Genomic DNA, 15,849 nt, shown 5'->3' on the forward strand with positions numbered 1-15,849 from the left:
GGGCGTGCCGGGACGCTCTCAGCCCTCGATGCCGTGGACCGCGAGCAGGCTCTTCATCCGCTGCGCTGCCAGTTCCGGCCGGTCCAGCACGCGGGCGCGGTCTGCGAGGCGGAAGATGTCGGCATAGTGGAGCATGCCGCGGGCCGACTGCAGGCCGGCCGGCATGGTGAAATGGGCCTGGTGGCCGTTGAGCCAGGCGAGGAAGACGACGCCGCCCTTGTAGTACTGTGTCGGGGCCTCGAAGATCTTCCTCGACAGGGGCACGGTGGGCTCGATCGTGGCGCGGAAGGCTGCGACGTCGCCGGACGCCAGGGCGGCCAGCGCCCTGGAGGCTTGCGGCGCGACCGCGTCGAAGATGCCGAGCAGGGCGTGGCTGTATCTCTGTCCATCGCCTTCGATCAGTTCGGCATAGTTGAAGTCGTCGCCGGTAAAGCAGAGGACCCCTTCCGGCAGGCGGTTTCGCAGCGCCACTTCCTTGGCGTTGTCGAGCAGCGAGATCTTGATGCCTTCGACCTTGTCGCGGTTGTCCTCGATGATCGACAGCACGCCTGAGAGCGCGGCCTCGAAGTTGTCGCTGCCCCAGTATCCCTTCAATTGCGGATCGAACATGTCGCCCAGCCAGTGCAGCACCACCTTGTCGCGGGTCTGGCCCAGGATGCGGCCATAGACCTTGCGGTAGTCGTCCGGCGAGCGGGCGAGGCGGGCAAGCGCCCGGCTTGCCATCATGATCGCCCGTCCGCCATGCCGCTCGACGAAGCCGATCTGTTCCTCGTAGGCCGCGACCACGTCGTCGAGCGACCTCGCGTCGCCGGGCGAGAGCTGGTCGGTTCCCGCGCCGCAGGCGAGGTCGGCGCCGGGGACGGTGCGGGCCTCCGCGAGCGAGCGGCGGATCAGTTCCTGCGCGCCGGCCCAGTTGAGCCCCATGCCGCGCTGGGCGGTGTCCATCGCCTCGGCGATGCGGAAGCCGAGCGACCACAGGTGATGCCGGAAGGCGAGCGTCGCTTCCCAGTCGATCGCGGGCGCCTCCCAGGGCCGCGTGTCCCTGAGGGGATCCGACACCACATGGGCGGCGGCATAGGCGATGCGGTTGAAGACGGGGGGAGCCTGCGGCCGTTCGGTCGGCGTGCCCGACAGCACGTAGCGCTCGATCGTGCCGTCCGCTTTCGGCAAGGCGACTGTCGACATGGGTATCTCCTCCATCGTTTGAAAGAGGGCATAATTTAGATCGTTCCAAATTGCAAGAGCGGTGTGAGGGGCGATGAGAGGTCGGTTCGTGGCCTGGCGTATGGTGGCTGGTGCCCGGATCGCCGTGGTGCCTTTCGTGCGCCTCGTCCGCGCACCGCGTCCCGGAGGCGCGGGGCACTCCGCTCGGATCGGCGTCACTTTTGCGCGGCGAACTTGGAATAAATCTATGTAATTATTTATTTTTGCCGCGCGGCACGTTGGTCGCCGCCTCTGTTTTGGCAGCTGGTCTCGGGCGACCGCTGGCCGTGTCCGGTGCCGTCCGGAGTGTATTGCGCTTTCTCGTCATGCGCCGCGAGGCGGGTGCGCCTGATGCCCTGGCCATGTCGGACAATCGACAAATGGCGCTTGACTATTTTGGAACGATCCAATAAATCTCACCTCCGAAAGCGGCGGAGCAGGGCTGCGCGGGAGGAAATGGGTGACCAGAAGCAGGGTGACAGTCGTCGATATTGCACAGGCCGCCGGCGTGTCGAAGTCGACCGTCTCGCTCGTGCTGCAGGCGAGCCCCCTGGTCAACGAGCAGACCCGTGCGAAGGTCAATGCCGCCATCCGCGAGCTGGGCTACGTCTATAACCGCGGCGCCGCGAACCTGCGCCAGACGGCCTCGTCGAAGATCGTCGGCATCGTCGTCAACGATCTCACCAATTCCTTCTTCGCCGAGCTTGCGGTGGGCATGGACATGGTCATGCAGTCGGCCGGGTTCGTGCAGTTCCTCGCCAATACCGGCGAGAGCATCGACCGCCAGCGCGAGGTGATCGCCTCGATGCGCGAGCACGGCATTTCCGGGCTGATCATCTCGCCGGCGCGCGGCACGGAGGCTGCGGACTTCAAGCCGTTGACGGCCGCCGGCGTGCCGGTCGTCGTCGTCGTCCGCAACATTGCCGGCGCCAAGGTCTCCTCGCTGCTGTCGGACAACTATGCCGGCGCACGGCAGGCGACCGAGCACCTGATTTCGCTCGGCCATCGCCGTATCGCCTTTCTCGGCGGCTTTTCCGACACGGCCGTCTCCGGGGAGCGGATGCTCGGCTACCGCGAGGCGCTGGCCGCAGCCGGGCTCGACGTGGATGCGGCGCTGATGGTGAATTCCGCGCCCTCGCGCGCCGGCGGCGTGACCGCGATCGAACGCGCCATGCTGATCGCCGACCGGCCGACTGCCGCGCTCTGCTTCAACGATGCGGTCGCCTTCGGCGTCTGCGACGGCCTGCGCGCCCGCGGGCTCGAGCCCGGCCGCGATTTCGGCGTCGTCGGCTTCGACGACGTGATCGAGGCGGAGACCGCGGTGCCGGCGCTGACGACGGTTTCCGTCGACCCGCAGGGCATGGGCCGGCGCGCCGCGCAGATGCTCTTGAAACAGATCAATTCCGGCCGGGTGGAGGCCGAGGCGCAGGTCGCCTCGGTTCGGCTGGTGGTGCGCCAGAGTTGCGGCGCGACCTTGAAGACATGGGATGGAGGAGCCACGCATGACACAGCCTCGCACGACACGGTGGGGACTGATCGGCGCCAGCACGATCGCGCGTGAGTGGGTGATCGGGGCGATCCGCGCCACGGGCGGCGAGATCGTTTCGCTCATGAGCACCAGCGCCGAGCGCGGCCGCAGCTATGCCGCCGACCAGCGCATCGCGAAGCCGGTCACGAACCTTTCCGAGCTGCTCGCCGATCCCGAGATCGACGCCGTCTACATCTCGACCACCAACGAACTGCACCGCGATCAGGCGATCGCGGCGGCGCGCGCCGGCAAGCACATCCTGTGCGAGAAGCCGCTCGCGACCTCGCTGGAGGATGCCCGCGCCATGGTCCGGGCCGCCAGGGAGGCGGGGGTCGTGCTGGCGACGAACCATCACCTGCGCAACGCCGCCACCCACCGGGCGATGCGGGACGCCATCGCTGCGGGCCGGATCGGCAAGCCGCTCTCGGCCCGCGTGTTCCATGCGGTCTACCTGCCGCCGCACCTGCAGGGCTGGCGTCTGGAGCGGCCGGAGGCCGGCGGCGGCGTCATCCTCGACATCACGGTGCACGACACCGACACGCTGCGCTTCGTGCTCGGCGACGATCCGGTCGAGGCGATCGCCTTCAGCCACCAGGGCGGCATGGCGCGGGCGGGACTGGAGGATGCGGTGATGGGCGTGCTGCGCTTCCGGTCCGGCGTCATCGCCCAGTTCCACGACGGCTTCACGACGAAGTTCGCCGAGACGGGGCTCGAGGTGCACGGCACCGAGGGCTCGCTGATCGGCCGCAACGTCATGACGCAGCGGGCCCTGGGGACGGTGACGCTGCGCAACGTCACGGGCGAGCACGAGCTTCCGCTCGACCATCGCAATCTCTACGAGACGGCGCTTTCCGCCTTCCATGCGGCGATCGCCGGCAACGGCAAGCCGTCGGCGACCGGCGAAGACGGCGTCTGGTCGCTGGCCGCGGGGCTCGCGGTCGTCAAGGCCGCGCAGAGCGGCACCGCCGTCAAGATCGAACCTGGACTTTGAGCGACATCATGAACAAGCACATCTCGCCGGCAGAAGCGGCAGCCCTCATCCCGGACGGCGCGGTCGTCTCGGTTTCCTCCTCCTCCGGTCTCGGCTGCCCGGACCTGATGCTGAAGGCGATCGGCGACCGCTTCGAGGCGAGCGGCCATCCCAAGAACATCACCACCCTGCACCCGATCGCGGCCGGCGACATGAGCGGCATCCGGGGCGTGGACCATATCGCCAGGAAAGGCCTGCTCGCCCGGATCATCGGCGGCTCCTATCCGTCCGGGCCGTCCACCGCCGAGCCGCCGCTGATCTGGCAGATGGTCACCGGCAACGAGATCCCGGCCTACAACATTCCCTCCGGCATCCTGTTCGACATGCACCGCGAGGCGGCGGCCAAGCGCCCCGGCGTTCTCACCAAGGTCGGCCTCGACACCTTCGTCGATCCGTCGCGCCAGGGCTGCGCGATGAACGACAAGGCGGCCGGCCAGCCGGTGGTGAAGAAGGTCACGTTCGAGGGCGAGGAGTGGCTGTATTTCCCGGCGATCGTGCCGCACGTGGCGATCATCCGCGCCACCACCGCCGACGAGCGCGGCAACCTCACCTACGAGCATGAAGGCGCCTATCTCGGCGGTCTCGACCAGGCGCTCGCCGCCCGCAACAATGGCGGGATCGTCATCGCGCAGGTCAAGCGCGTCACCAAGGAGGGCGCGCTGAAGCCGCACGACGTGCGCGTGCCCGGCATGCTGGTCGACTACATCGTCGTCGATCCGGACCAGAAGCAGACGACGCAGACCACCTACGATCCCGCCATCTCCGGTGAGATCATGCGCCCGATCGACAGCTTCCGCGTCCCCGAGTTCAACATCCAGAAGGTGATCGCCCGCCGCGTCGCGCAGGAACTGGAAGCCGGAAGCTGCGTCAACCTCGGCTTCGGCATTTCCGCCAACGTGCCGCGGATCCTGCTGGAGGAGGGGCTGCACGGCGACGTCACCTGGGTGATCGAGCAGGGCGCCGTCGGCGGCGTGCCGCTGCTCGACTTCGCCTTCGGCTGCGCCTCGAACGCCGATGCCTACATGCCCTCGCCCTACCAGTTCACCTACTTCCAGGGCGGCGGCTTCGACGCGTCGCTGCTGTCCTTCCTCGAGATCGGCCGCGACGGCTCGGTCAACGTCTCCAAGCTCTCGTTCCGTCCGCATGTGACGGCCGGCGCCGGCGGCTTCGTCGACATCACCGCCCGCGCCCGCAAGATCGTCTTTTCCGGCATGTTCAATGCCGGCGCGAAGCTCGGGATCGAGGGCGGGAGGCTCGTCATCGAGAAGGAGGGCAAGCTGAAGAAGCTGGTCGACGCGGTCGAGCACGTGACCTTCTCCGGCCGCCGCGCCATCGAGCAGGGCCAGGACATCACCTATGTCACCGAGCGCTGCGTGATGAAGCTGACGCAGCAGGGCGTCATGCTGACCGAGATCGCCCCAGGCATCGACCTGCAGACGCATGTCCTCGACCAGTCGGAGTTCCCGCTGATCGTGTCGGAAAACCTGAAGGTCATGGACGGCGCGCTCTTTGCCGATGCGCCGCTGGGGCTGACGCTGCCGCCGAAGGCGCGGCCGACACTGGGGGTCGCCCATGTCTGAGCCGCGCATCCGGATTGCCGTCGAGGGCGCGGTCGCGACGATCACCGTCGCCCGCCCGGAAAAGCTGAACGCCTTCGACATCGCCATGTTGAAGGAACTTGCGGATGCCTGCGACGCGGTCGAGACCGACAACGCCGTGCGCGTGGCGATCCTGACCGGCGAGGGCAAGGCCTTTTCCGCCGGCGGCGACATCAGGGCCTGGGGCGGCATGGAGCCGAACGAGTTCGGCCACGCCTGGGTGCGCTTCGGCCACCGCGTGTTCGAACGGCTCGCGACCTTGCGGATGCCGTTGATCGCGGCCGTCAACGGCCATGCGCTGGGCGGCGGGCTCGAGCTCGCGGCCGCCGCCGATATCCGCATCGCCGAAAGCCAGGTGAAGATCGGCCTGCCGGAAGCGGGCCTCGGCATGGTGCCCGGCTGGTCGGGCACGCAGCGGCTGGTCAGGCGCTTCGGCGCGCAGGCCGTGCGGCGGATGCTGCTCGGCGGCGAGGTCCTGACTGCCGGGGAAGCCGCGGCGCTGGGCATCGTCGACCAGGTCGTGGAGACCGGGACATCGGTTGCGGCGGCGAAGGCCTATGCGGCCCGTATCGCCGCGCGCGGTCCGGCGGCGACGGAGGTTTCCAAGCTCATGATCGCCGTTGCCAACGGCGAGGACAATGGCAGCGCCGTGGAGGCGCTCGGCTCGATCCTCGTGGCCAAGACCGGCGACCTCAGGGAAGGCGTCGCCGCCTTCACGGGAAAACGCCCCGCAGACTTCAAGGGAGAATGGTGATGACAGTCACGGTGCAGCCGAAGGCGCTGACGGACTACAAGGCGCGCGATTTCCGCATGCTGATCGACGGTGCCTGGGTGGAGACCGATGGCGGCAAGACGCTGGAACGCGTCGCGCCCGGCCACGGCGTCACGGTCAGCCGCTACCAGGCCGGCACGAAAGGCGATGCCGAGCGTGCCATCGCGGCTGCGCGTCGCAGCTTCGACGAGGGCCGCTGGCCGCGCATGACGGGCGCCGAACGCTCGAACATCCTGCTGAAGGCCGCCGACCTCATCGCCGCCCGCGCCGACGAACTCGCCCATCTCGACGCGATCGAGAGCGGCAAGCCGATCAGCCAGGCGAAGGCGGAGCTCGGCGGCGCCGTCGACATCTGGCGCTATGCGGCAGCGCTCGCCCGCGATCTGCACGGCGAAAGCTACAACACGCTCGGCGACGGCACGCTCGGTGTCGTGCTGCGCGAGGCGATCGGCGTCGTCTCGATCATCACGCCGTGGAACTTCCCCTTCCTGATCGTAAGCCAGAAGCTACCCTTTGCGCTGGCCGCAGGCTGCACGACGGTGGTCAAGCCGTCGGAACTGACGTCGGGCTCGACGCTGGTGCTGGGCGAGATCCTCGCCGAGGCCGGGGTGCCGGCAGGCGTCGTCAACATCGTGACCGGCACGGGGCCGGAGGTCGGCGCGCCGATGACGACGCATCCGGACGTCGACATGGTCTCCTTCACCGGTTCCACCGGCGTCGGGCGGCTGACGATGGCGAATGCGGCGCAGTCGCTGAAGAAGGTCTCGCTCGAACTCGGCGGCAAGAACCCGCAGATCGTCTTCCCGGACGCCAATCTGGACGACTTCATCGATGCCGCGGTGTTCGGCGCCTATTTCAACGCCGGCGAATGCTGCAACGCCGGCTCGCGGCTGATCCTGCATCGCGACATTGCCGACGAGGTGACCGCGCGCGTGGCGGAACTGTCGCGAAAGGTTCGTGTCGGCGATCCGCTCGATCCGACGACGCAGGTCGGGGCGATCATCACGCCGCAGCATCTGGAGAAGATCGCCGGCTACGTTGCGGGCGCGCAGGGCGCGGGCGCGGGTGTTGCGCTCGGCGGGGAGGCGCTCGATCTCGGTCGCGGCCAGTTCATGGCGCCGACCATTCTTGCCGGGGTGAAGCCCGACATGGCGGTGGCGCGCGAGGAGGTGTTCGGCCCCGTGCTGTCCGTCCTCACCTTCGAGACGACGGAAGAGGCGATCCGGATCGCCAATGCCATCGACTACGGGCTTTCCGCCGGTGTCTGGAGCCGCGACTTCGACACCTGCCTGACGATCGGCCGCCGCGTCCGCGCCGGCACGATCTGGATGAACACCTTCATGGACGGCGCCTCCGAGCTGCCTTTCGGCGGCTATCGCCAGTCGGGTCTCGGCCGCGAACTGGGCCGCCATGCGGTGGAGGACTACACCGAGACCAAGACGCTCAACATGCATATCGGCGCACGCACGAACTGGTGGATGCCGCGATGAACGAGCAGGCAAACCCGACCCCCGTCTGCCCTGCCGGGCATCTCCCGCCCCGAGCGTGGAGATCGGCCGGGCGAGGGCGGGCGGCCTCAGGGCGCCGGGAAGCCGAGCTGCGGCGCCTGCAGCATGTGCAGCTCCGCCGCATCCTCGCCGGCAATGCGGCGCAGCAGGAGATGGCCCATGGCCTCGCCCGCGGCCGTCAGGTCCTCGTAGATCGTCTCGACCTTGGGCTGGATCTGGGTCAGCAGGTGCGAGGTCTGCTTGGCGACGATGTCGTATTCGACGCCGAGGCCGAGGTCGCAGTCGCTCATGCCGGTGATCGTGGCCAGCGCGGAGACCTCGCCGGGACAGACGAGGCCGTCCGGCGCGCCGGCGCCGGCCATGCGCCGGCGGATGTGGTCGCGGATCTGGTCGGCAGGACAGTCCAGGTCGACCGTTTCGGGTATCTCGTAGGCCACGCCCACCTCGCGCACCGCCGTCATGAAGCCGTGCAGCATGTGCTGGGAGAAGGTCAGGCGCCGCGGCGGCGGGATGATCGTCACCCTTTGCCGACCCTTGGCGATCAGACGGCGCACCGCCTGGTAAGCGAAGGCGAAATTGTCGAAGTCGACATAGGCGTGCGGCGTGGTGAATTCGGTGCGCCCGTGGGTGACGAAGGGAAAGCCGTTCTCCAGAAGCAGGCGCACGCGCGGGTCGAAGGGCTCGGTGCGGGACAGGATCAGCCCGTCGGCCATGCCGTTTCGGATGATGTAGTTCACCGCATCGACGTTGCCGCCCTCGATGAAGCTCGGCGTGACGATGAGGTGATAGGGCGTGGATTGCAGCGCCCGCGCCAGGCCGTGGATGAGCGAGGTGCCGAAGCCGAGGATCTCCTCATGCGGGTCGAGCAGCACGGAGATGACGTTGGTGCGCCCCGTCTTCAGGCGCTGGGCGGCCCGGTCCGGCAGGTAGCCGATTTCGCCTGCGACTTCGTGCACCCGCTTGCGCGTGGCTTCGGAAATCTGCGGCGCGTTGCCGAGCGCGCGCGACACGGTGGTGATCGCCAGTCCCGTCAGGTCGGCAATCGTCTTCAGCGTCGGCTTGCCGGTACGCGGAACGGTTCTTGTCACCTCGGTTTCGGAAGACTTCTCGCTTCGGCGCACGGCAGTTTTCTTCGGCTGGGGTTTGTAATTTCGGCTGCACCTTACAAACAGGCCGGACATGAAGCAATCCTGCAGTGCAAACGTTTTAAACCTCGTTCTGGTGCTATGCACAGCGGCGTTCCGTCTGCTGGCTGCCAAACTAACCTCTGGCATACAAGCACTTATGGATCGCGGTTGCAGAACGTCGGGCGGTGCTTGACTTGGCGTGACTTATAACGTTTTAAATTGAGCCGACGGCTTCGGCCGTAACTCCGATGTCATTGCCGGAGGGCCGGGGTGACTGGAAACGGCGGGAGGAGGATCCCGCCCAGGAAACTTGCAAACGGGAGGAAATCGATGCGCAAGTTCGTAACGACGACCGCAATCGCTGCGGTGATGATGAGCCTCGGTGGCGGCATGTCCGCACGCGCCGCGGAGAACGTGGAAGTGCTTCACTGGTGGACGTCCGGCGGCGAGGCTGCCGCCCTCGACGTCCTGAAGAAGGACCTGGAATCCAAGGGCATCTCCTGGACCGACATGCCGGTCGCAGGCGGCGGCGGCACCGAGGCCATGACCGTGCTGCGCGCCCGCGTCACCGCCGGCAATGCGCCGACGGCCGTGCAGATGCTCGGCTTCGACATCCTGGACTGGGCCAAGGAAGGCGCGCTCGGCAACCTCGATGAAGTCGCCGCACAGGAAGGCTGGGACAAGGTCGTCCCGACTGCCCTGCAGCAGTTCTCCAAGTATGACGGCCACTGGATCGCAGCACCGGTCAACGTCCACTCCACCAACTGGGTCTGGATCAACAAGGCGGCCCTCGACAAGGCGGGCGGCAAGGAGCCGGCCAACTGGGACGAACTCATCGTGCTGCTCGACAAGTTCAAGGAGCAGGGCATCACGCCGGTCGCCCATGGCGGCCAGCCCTGGCAGGATGCGACCATCTTCGATGCGGTCGTGCTGTCGCTCGGCAACGACTTCTACAAGAAGGCCTTCATCGACCTCGACCCGGCGACGCTCGGCAGCCCGCAGATGAAGGAAGCCTTCGACCGCATGACGAAGCTGCGCTCCTACGTGGACGACAACTTCTCCGGCCGCGACTGGAACCTCGCCTCGGCGATGGTGATCGAGGACAAGGCCGGCCTGCAGTTCATGGGTGACTGGGCCAAGGGCGAGTTCCTGAAGGCCGGCAAGAAGCCGGGCACGGACTTCGTCTGCATGCGCTTCCCCGGCACGCAGGGCTCGGTGACGTTCAACTCCGACCAGTTCGCCATGTTCAAGGTTGCCGACGACAAGGTCCCGGCGCAGCTGAAGATGGCCTCGGCGATCGAGAGCCCGACCTTCCAGTCGGCCTTCAACGTCGTCAAGGGCTCGGTCCCGGCGCGCACCGACGTTCCGGACACCGACTTCGACGATTGCGGCAAGAAGGGCATCAAGGACCTGGCCGAGGCCAATGCCAGCGGCTCGCTCTACGGCTCGATGGCGCACGGTCACGCAAACCCGGCCGCCGTCAAGAACGCGATCTACGACGTCGTGACGCGCCAGTTCAACGGTGAGCTCTCCTCCGAGGAAGCCGTCACCGAACTGGTCGCAGCCGTCGAAGGCGCGAAGTAGGCAGTCAGGCCCGGGGGGCTCTGCCCCTCATCCGCCTGCCGGCACCTTCTCCCCGCAGGCGGGGAGAAGGGAATGCGCCGCAACGTCCAGGCTCCCTCTCCCTGCCTGCGGGGAGAGGAGCGGGGCGCGGGCAATCCGCCCGACATCAAAGCAGCTCAAGAACGATGGTAACCGATCATGGATAGCCGCTCGCGCCTGCAGGAGCTTCTTCCGAAGCTCGTGCTTGCTCCCAGCTTCCTCATAGTCCTGGTGTTCGTCTACGGCTTCATCGCCTACACGGGGCTCTTGTCCTTGACGGACAGCAAGATGCTGCCGTCCTACAACTTCGTCGGACTGCAGAACTACATCCGGCTGTGGGCGCTGCCGCACTGGTGGCGGGCGATCTCGAATCTCGCGATCTTCGCCTCGCTCTACATCGTCATCTGCAGCGTGCTCGGGCTCGGCCTTGCGATCCTGCTCGACCAGCGGATCCGCATCGAGGGGGTCCTGCGACCGATCTACCTCTATCCGATGGCGCTGTCCTTCATCGTCACCGGCACGGCCTGGAAATGGTTCCTCGACCCCGGCATCGGGCTGGAGAACACCATGCACCTCTGGGGCTGGGAGAGCTTCTCGTTCAACTGGATCAAGGACCGCAACTACGCGATCTACTGCGTCGTCATCGCCGCCGTCTGGCAGTCGTCCGGCTTCGTCATGGCGATGTTCCTCGCCGGCCTGCGCGGCGTCGACAACGAGATCATCAAGGCGGCGCAGATCGACGGCGCGTCCACGTTGACGGTCTATCGCCGCATCATCATTCCGCTGATGCGCCCCATCTTCCTCTCCGCCTTCGTCGTCCTCGCCCATCTGGCGATCAAGGCCTACGACCTGGTCATCGCCTTGACCGGCGGCGGGCCCGGCCAGGCGACCGAACTGCCGGCGACCTTCATGTATTCCTACACCTTCACCCGCAACCAGATGGGCATCGGTGCGTCCTCGGCGATCATCATGCTGATCATGATCTTCTCGATCATCGTTCCCTATCTCTATTCCGAAATCCGTGGAGGCAAGGGCCGATGAGCGCTGCAAGCCCCGAAAACGTCATCAGCCATGGCCGCCTGACGCGCGCGCTGATCTATACGGCGCTGATCATCTTCGCGATCTACTACCTGCTGCCGCTCTACGTCATGGTGGTCAATTCGTTGAAGCCGCTGGACGAGATCCGCCAGGGCGGCATGCTGAACCTGCCGCAGGTGTGGACGGTCGAACCCTGGCTTTCGGCCTGGTCGACCGCGCAGATCGGCGTGCAGCCGACCGGCCTTCGCCCGTTCTTCATCAATTCGATCCTGATGGTCGTGCCGGCCGTCGCGATCTCCACCATCGTCGGCGCGCTGAACGGCTATGTGCTGACGAAATGGCCCTTCCGCGGGTCCAACGTCTTCTTCGGGCTGCTGCTTCTGTCCTGCTTCATCCCGTTCCAGATCGTGCTGATCCCGATGGCGCGCATGCTCGGCATCATGGGGATCGCCGGCTCGATCTGGGGCCTGATCATGGTGCACGTGATCTACGGCATCGGCTTCACGACGCTCTACTTCCGCAACTACTACGAAAACTTCCCGACCGAGCTGGTGCGGGCGGCGCAGATCGACGGGGCGAGCTTCTTCCAGATCTTCCGCCGCATCCTGCTGCCGTCGTCGGGGCCGATCATCGTCGTCTCGGTCATCTGGCAGTTCACCAATATCTGGAACGACTTCCTGTTCGGCGCGTCCTTCTCCGGACCCTATTCGACGCCGATGACGGTGGCGCTGAACAACCTCGTCTCCTCGTCGACCGGCGTGAAGGAATACAACGTCCACTTCGCGGGCGCGATCCTCGCAGCCCTTCCCACCCTCATCGTCTACATCGTCTCCGGCCGCTACTTCGTCCGCGGCCTGATGTCCGGCGCCGTGAAAGGATGACCAGCATGTCGTTTCTCAAGATCAGCAACCTTCGCAAGTCCTACGGCTCCCTGGAAATCCTGAAGGATATCAACCTGGAAATAGAGCAGGGCGGCTTCCTCGTGCTCGTCGGGCCGTCCGGCTGCGGCAAGTCCACGCTGCTCAACACCATCGCCGGGCTGGAGCCGATCACCTCCGGGGACATCGCCATCGACGGCCGCTCGGTCGCGGGCCTGCATCCCTCCAAGCGCGACATCGCCATGGTGTTCCAGTCCTACGCGCTCTATCCGAACATGACGGTGGCCGGCAACATCGCCTTCGGCATGGAGATCCGCGGGGTGCCGAAGGACCAGCGCGACAAGGCGATCCGCGAGGTCGCCGAGATGCTGCAGATCGGCCACCTGCTGGACCGCAAGCCCGGCCAGCTCTCCGGCGGCCAGCGCCAGCGCGTCGCCATGGGGCGGGCGCTGGTGCGCGATCCCAAGCTCTTCCTGTTCGACGAGCCGCTGTCGAACCTCGACGCCAAGCTGCGCGTCGACATGCGCACCGAGATCAAGCGCCTGCACCAGCGGATGAAGACGACGATCGTCTACGTCACCCACGACCAGATCGAGGCGATGACGCTGGCGACCAAGATCGCGGTGCTGAAGGACGGCGTCTTGCAGCAGTTCGGCACGCCTGCGGAGATCTACAACAATCCGGCCAATATCTTCGTTGCCGACTTCATGGGCTCGCCGGCGATGAACCTCCTGAAGGCGAAGGTCGAGGGTGACGGCGGCGGGCTTGCCGTGTCGCTCGCCCGGCCCGAGGCCGAGCCGCTCAGGCTCGTCGTCGACAATGCCCCGCAGGGGCTCGGCGCCTATCGCGGCCGGGAGGTGATCTTCGGCATCCGCCCGGAGGCGCTGACCGATCCCGAGGGCGCCGACCACAACGCCCGCACGATCGCGCAGGGCGACTGCCTGATCGAGGTGGTCGAGCCTGCCGGCGCCGATACGTTTGCGGTCACCCATCTCGGCGGCAAGGAGATCGTCGCGAGGCTGCGCGCCGATGCCCGCATCGCGGCGGGGCAGAAGGCGCGGCTCGCCTTCAATCTCGACAAGGCCTGCTTCTTCGATCCCGACAGCCAGCGTCGCATCGCCTGAGAGGATCCGGTGAGCGTTCAACCCGACATCGTCATCATCGGCTCCGGCATCGGCGGGGCCACGGTTGCGGCCGGCCTCGCGCCGAGCGGCGCCCGCATCCTCATTCTCGAGGCCGGCGGCCATATCCTCGACCGGCCGGAGAACCGCGACCAGCGCGCGATCTTCCAGCGCGGCCATTTCCGGCCGAAGGAGACCTGGTACGAGGCCGGCGGCGAAGGCTTCAATCCCGGCAACTACTACAATGTCGGCGGCAATTCGAAGTTCTTCGGGGCCGTCCTCGTGCGCTACCGCCGCGAGGATTTCCTGGAGATGCGCCACCGCGAGGGCGTCTCGCCCGCCTGGCCCTTTCCCTACGAGGAACTGGAGCCCTGGTATTCGGCGGCCGAGCGGCTCTACCAGGTGCGCGGTGCGCTCGGCGAGGATCCGACCGAGCCGTCGCATTCGGCGCCCTACGCGTTCCCGCCGGTCCCCGACGAGCCGCCGATCGCGATGGTGCGCAAGCGGCTGAAGGCGGCCGGCATGCATCCCTATTCGCTGCCGCTGGGCATCGACATCGACCGCTGGCTGGCGAAGGCCAAGACGCCGTGGGATGCGCATCCGAATGCCGACGACGGCAAGATGGATGCCGAGACCGCAGCACTGGCCGAGGCGCTGAAGCATGACAATGTCAGGCTGCAGACCGGCAGCCGCGTCACCAGGCTCGTGACCGCGGCGGACGGGCGATCGATCGCAGCGGTCCGCTATGTGCGGGACGGGGTGGAGGAAAGCCTGACGCCCAGGCTCGTGATCCTGTCCGCCGGCGCCGTCCAGTCCGCAGCACTGCTGCTGCGCTCGGCGGACGAGGCCCATCCGCGCGGGCTTGCCAACACGTCCGACCAGGTCGGCCGCAATTTCATGAACCACAATTCGAGCGCGGTGATCGCGCTCTCGCCGTCCTACCGGAACAACTCGATCTACCAGAAGACGTTCGGCTTCAACGATTTCTATCTCTCCGATGGAGCCGGCGGGCCGCCGCTCGGCAACGTCCAGCTGCTCGGGCGCGTGTCGGGGAAGATCCTGAAGGCCAACATGCCCTCGGTGCCGGAATGGCTGCTGGAGCGCGTCTCGCGGCATGCGATCGATTTCTACGCCATGAGCGAGGACCTCCCGCATCCCGAAAGCCGGATCACGGTGGACGGCGAGCGGATCGTGCTGAAATGGACCCGCACCAACTGGGATGCCCATCTGGAGCTGGTGGCGAAGCTGAAGGCGGTGCTGCGGAAGGCCGGATTTCCGATCGTGCTGTCGCGCGCCTTCGACAAGCGGACGCCCTCGCACCAGTGCGGCACGATCCGCATCGGCAACGACCCGGCCACGGCGCCGCTCGACGTCCATTGCCGCGCCCATGACCATCCGAACCTCTTCGTCGTCGACGCCTCGTTCCTGCCGACGTCGGCTGCGGTCAATCCGGCGCTGACCATCGCCGCGCAGGCGCTGCGGGTCGCCGACCATATCCGGACCGGGGGGCTCGCGGCATGACGGCCTCCTTTCGCTCGCTTCACCGCCGCCGCCCGCCTGCCCGCCGGCTGGCGATCGTCACCGGCGGCCGCCGCGGCATCGGGCTCGGCATTGCCAGGGCGCTCGTCGCCGACGGTTTCGACATCGCCATCACCGGCATCGGCGCTTCCGACGAGGAAACGGACAAGGTGCTGGCCGAACTGCGCGACGCGGGCGCGGACACCGCCTATTTCCAGGCCGACCTTGCGGTCGTGGAGGGACATGCGGCGACCGTCGAGGCGATCATGGCGCGGTTCGGCCGCATCGATTGCCTGGTCAACAACGCCGGTATCGCCTCGGTGGTGCGCGGCGATTTCCTCGACCTGACGCCGGAGAATTTCGACAGGATCGTCGCCACCAACCTGCGCGGCACGGTGTTCTTCACGCAGGCCGTCCTGCGCGCGATGCTCGCGGTTCCGGCCAGCCATGCGCGCGCGATCGTCAACATCACCTCGGTTTCGGCCGCGCTGTCGTCGCCCGAGCGGCTCGACTACTGCATGACCAAGGCCGGGCTCGCCGCCTTCAGCCAGGGGCTGGCGCTGCGGCTGGCCGACAGCGGCGTCTCGGTGTTCGAGGTCCGCCCCGGGATCATCCGCTCGGATATGACCGCCGGCGTGTCGGCCAAGTACGACGCGCTGATCGCCGGCGGACTGGTGCCCATGAAGCGCTGGGGGGAGCCCGCCGACATCGGCGCCGCCGTCGCCGCGCTCGCCTCCGGCCGCTTCGCCTTCGCCACCGGGTCGGTGATCGACCTGGACGGGGGCCTGTCGATCGGGCGGTTGTGAGAGTTTCACCTCCCCCTTGAGGGGGGAGGTCGCCGCAAAGCGGCGGGTGGGGGTGAACGGCGACAAAGAAGTGGCCCCCCCCCCCCCCCACCCCCCGCCCCCCCCCCCCCCGCGGGGGGG

13 protein-coding genes are annotated in these 15,849 nt (G+C 67.1%); 11 read left to right on the forward strand and 2 right to left on the reverse strand.

Annotated features, from left to right (window positions below):
• Nucleotides 1–18 precede the first annotated feature (18 nt).
• Nucleotides 19–1,185 (reverse strand): dihydrodipicolinate synthase family protein, encoded by a 1,167-nt coding sequence (locus P0086_RS24400; RefSeq protein ID WP_275790675.1) that lies wholly within the window; start codon nt 1,183–1,185, stop codon nt 19–21.
• Between the two features lie 478 nt (nt 1,186–1,663).
• Between P0086_RS24400 and P0086_RS24405 the strand changes: the two genes are divergently transcribed.
• The 5 genes from P0086_RS24405 to P0086_RS24425 are packed head-to-tail and all read left to right on the forward strand — an operon-like array spanning nt 1,664 to nt 7,621.
• Nucleotides 1,664–2,764, forward strand: coding sequence for a LacI family DNA-binding transcriptional regulator (locus P0086_RS24405; protein ID WP_275790676.1), 1,101 nt, complete (start codon nt 1,664–1,666; stop codon nt 2,762–2,764).
• Nucleotides 2,706–3,722: a Gfo/Idh/MocA family oxidoreductase gene (locus P0086_RS24410; protein ID WP_112614807.1), complete on the forward strand. Its 1,017-nt coding sequence runs from the start codon at nt 2,706–2,708 to the stop codon at nt 3,720–3,722. The genes P0086_RS24405 and P0086_RS24410 overlap by 59 nt, the downstream gene beginning before the upstream one ends.
• Nucleotides 3,723–3,730: 8 nt before the next feature.
• A complete protein-coding gene (locus tag P0086_RS24415) occupies nt 3,731–5,341 on the forward strand; it encodes an acyl CoA:acetate/3-ketoacid CoA transferase (protein WP_275790677.1) in 1,611 nt (536 codons plus the stop codon).
• Complete coding sequence (locus P0086_RS24420) at nt 5,334–6,113, forward strand: enoyl-CoA hydratase/isomerase family protein (protein WP_275790678.1); 780 nt, start codon at nt 5,334–5,336, stop codon at nt 6,111–6,113. The genes P0086_RS24415 and P0086_RS24420 overlap by 8 nt, the downstream gene beginning before the upstream one ends.
• Nucleotides 6,113–7,621 (forward strand): aldehyde dehydrogenase family protein, encoded by a 1,509-nt coding sequence (locus P0086_RS24425; protein ID WP_112614873.1) that lies wholly within the window; start codon nt 6,113–6,115, stop codon nt 7,619–7,621. Before P0086_RS24420 ends, P0086_RS24425 begins: the two co-directional genes overlap by 1 nt.
• Nucleotides 7,622–7,707: 86 nt before the next feature.
• On the opposite strand, the gene P0086_RS24430 is transcribed toward P0086_RS24425, so the two are convergent.
• Complete coding sequence (locus P0086_RS24430; protein ID WP_275790679.1) at nt 7,708–8,727, reverse strand: LacI family transcriptional regulator; 1,020 nt, start codon at nt 8,725–8,727, stop codon at nt 7,708–7,710.
• A 408-nt stretch (nt 8,728–9,135) separates the two neighbouring features.
• Between P0086_RS24430 and P0086_RS24435 the strand changes: the two genes are divergently transcribed.
• From P0086_RS24435 to P0086_RS24460, 6 genes are all read left to right on the forward strand, one after another.
• Entirely contained in the window at nt 9,136–10,350 is a 1,215-nt protein-coding gene (locus P0086_RS24435) for an ABC transporter substrate-binding protein (protein ID WP_275790684.1), read from the forward strand.
• Between the two features lie 177 nt (nt 10,351–10,527).
• The gene (locus tag P0086_RS24440) at nt 10,528–11,409 is read left to right on the forward strand and encodes a sugar ABC transporter permease (protein ID WP_112599807.1); all 882 of its coding nucleotides are present in this window, start codon (nt 10,528–10,530) and stop codon (nt 11,407–11,409) included.
• A complete protein-coding gene (locus P0086_RS24445) occupies nt 11,406–12,287 on the forward strand; it encodes a carbohydrate ABC transporter permease (protein WP_112599806.1) in 882 nt (293 codons plus the stop codon). Before P0086_RS24440 ends, P0086_RS24445 begins: the two co-directional genes overlap by 4 nt.
• 5 nt (nt 12,288–12,292) lie before the next feature.
• Nucleotides 12,293–13,408 (forward strand): ABC transporter ATP-binding protein, encoded by a 1,116-nt coding sequence (locus tag P0086_RS24450; protein ID WP_112610635.1) that lies wholly within the window; start codon nt 12,293–12,295, stop codon nt 13,406–13,408.
• A 9-nt stretch (nt 13,409–13,417) separates the two neighbouring features.
• Nucleotides 13,418–14,926, forward strand: a complete 1,509-nt coding sequence (locus tag P0086_RS24455) for a GMC family oxidoreductase (protein ID WP_275790680.1) — start codon at nt 13,418–13,420, stop codon at nt 14,924–14,926.
• Entirely contained in the window at nt 14,923–15,729 is an 807-nt protein-coding gene (locus tag P0086_RS24460) for a 3-ketoacyl-ACP reductase (protein ID WP_148656115.1), read from the forward strand. Before P0086_RS24455 ends, P0086_RS24460 begins: the two co-directional genes overlap by 4 nt.
• The last annotated feature ends 120 nt before the right edge of the window (nt 15,730–15,849 follow it).

The organism is Mycoplana sp. MJR14, assembly GCF_029210525.1.
Taxonomy (GTDB): Bacteria; Pseudomonadota; Alphaproteobacteria; order Rhizobiales; family Rhizobiaceae; genus Mycoplana.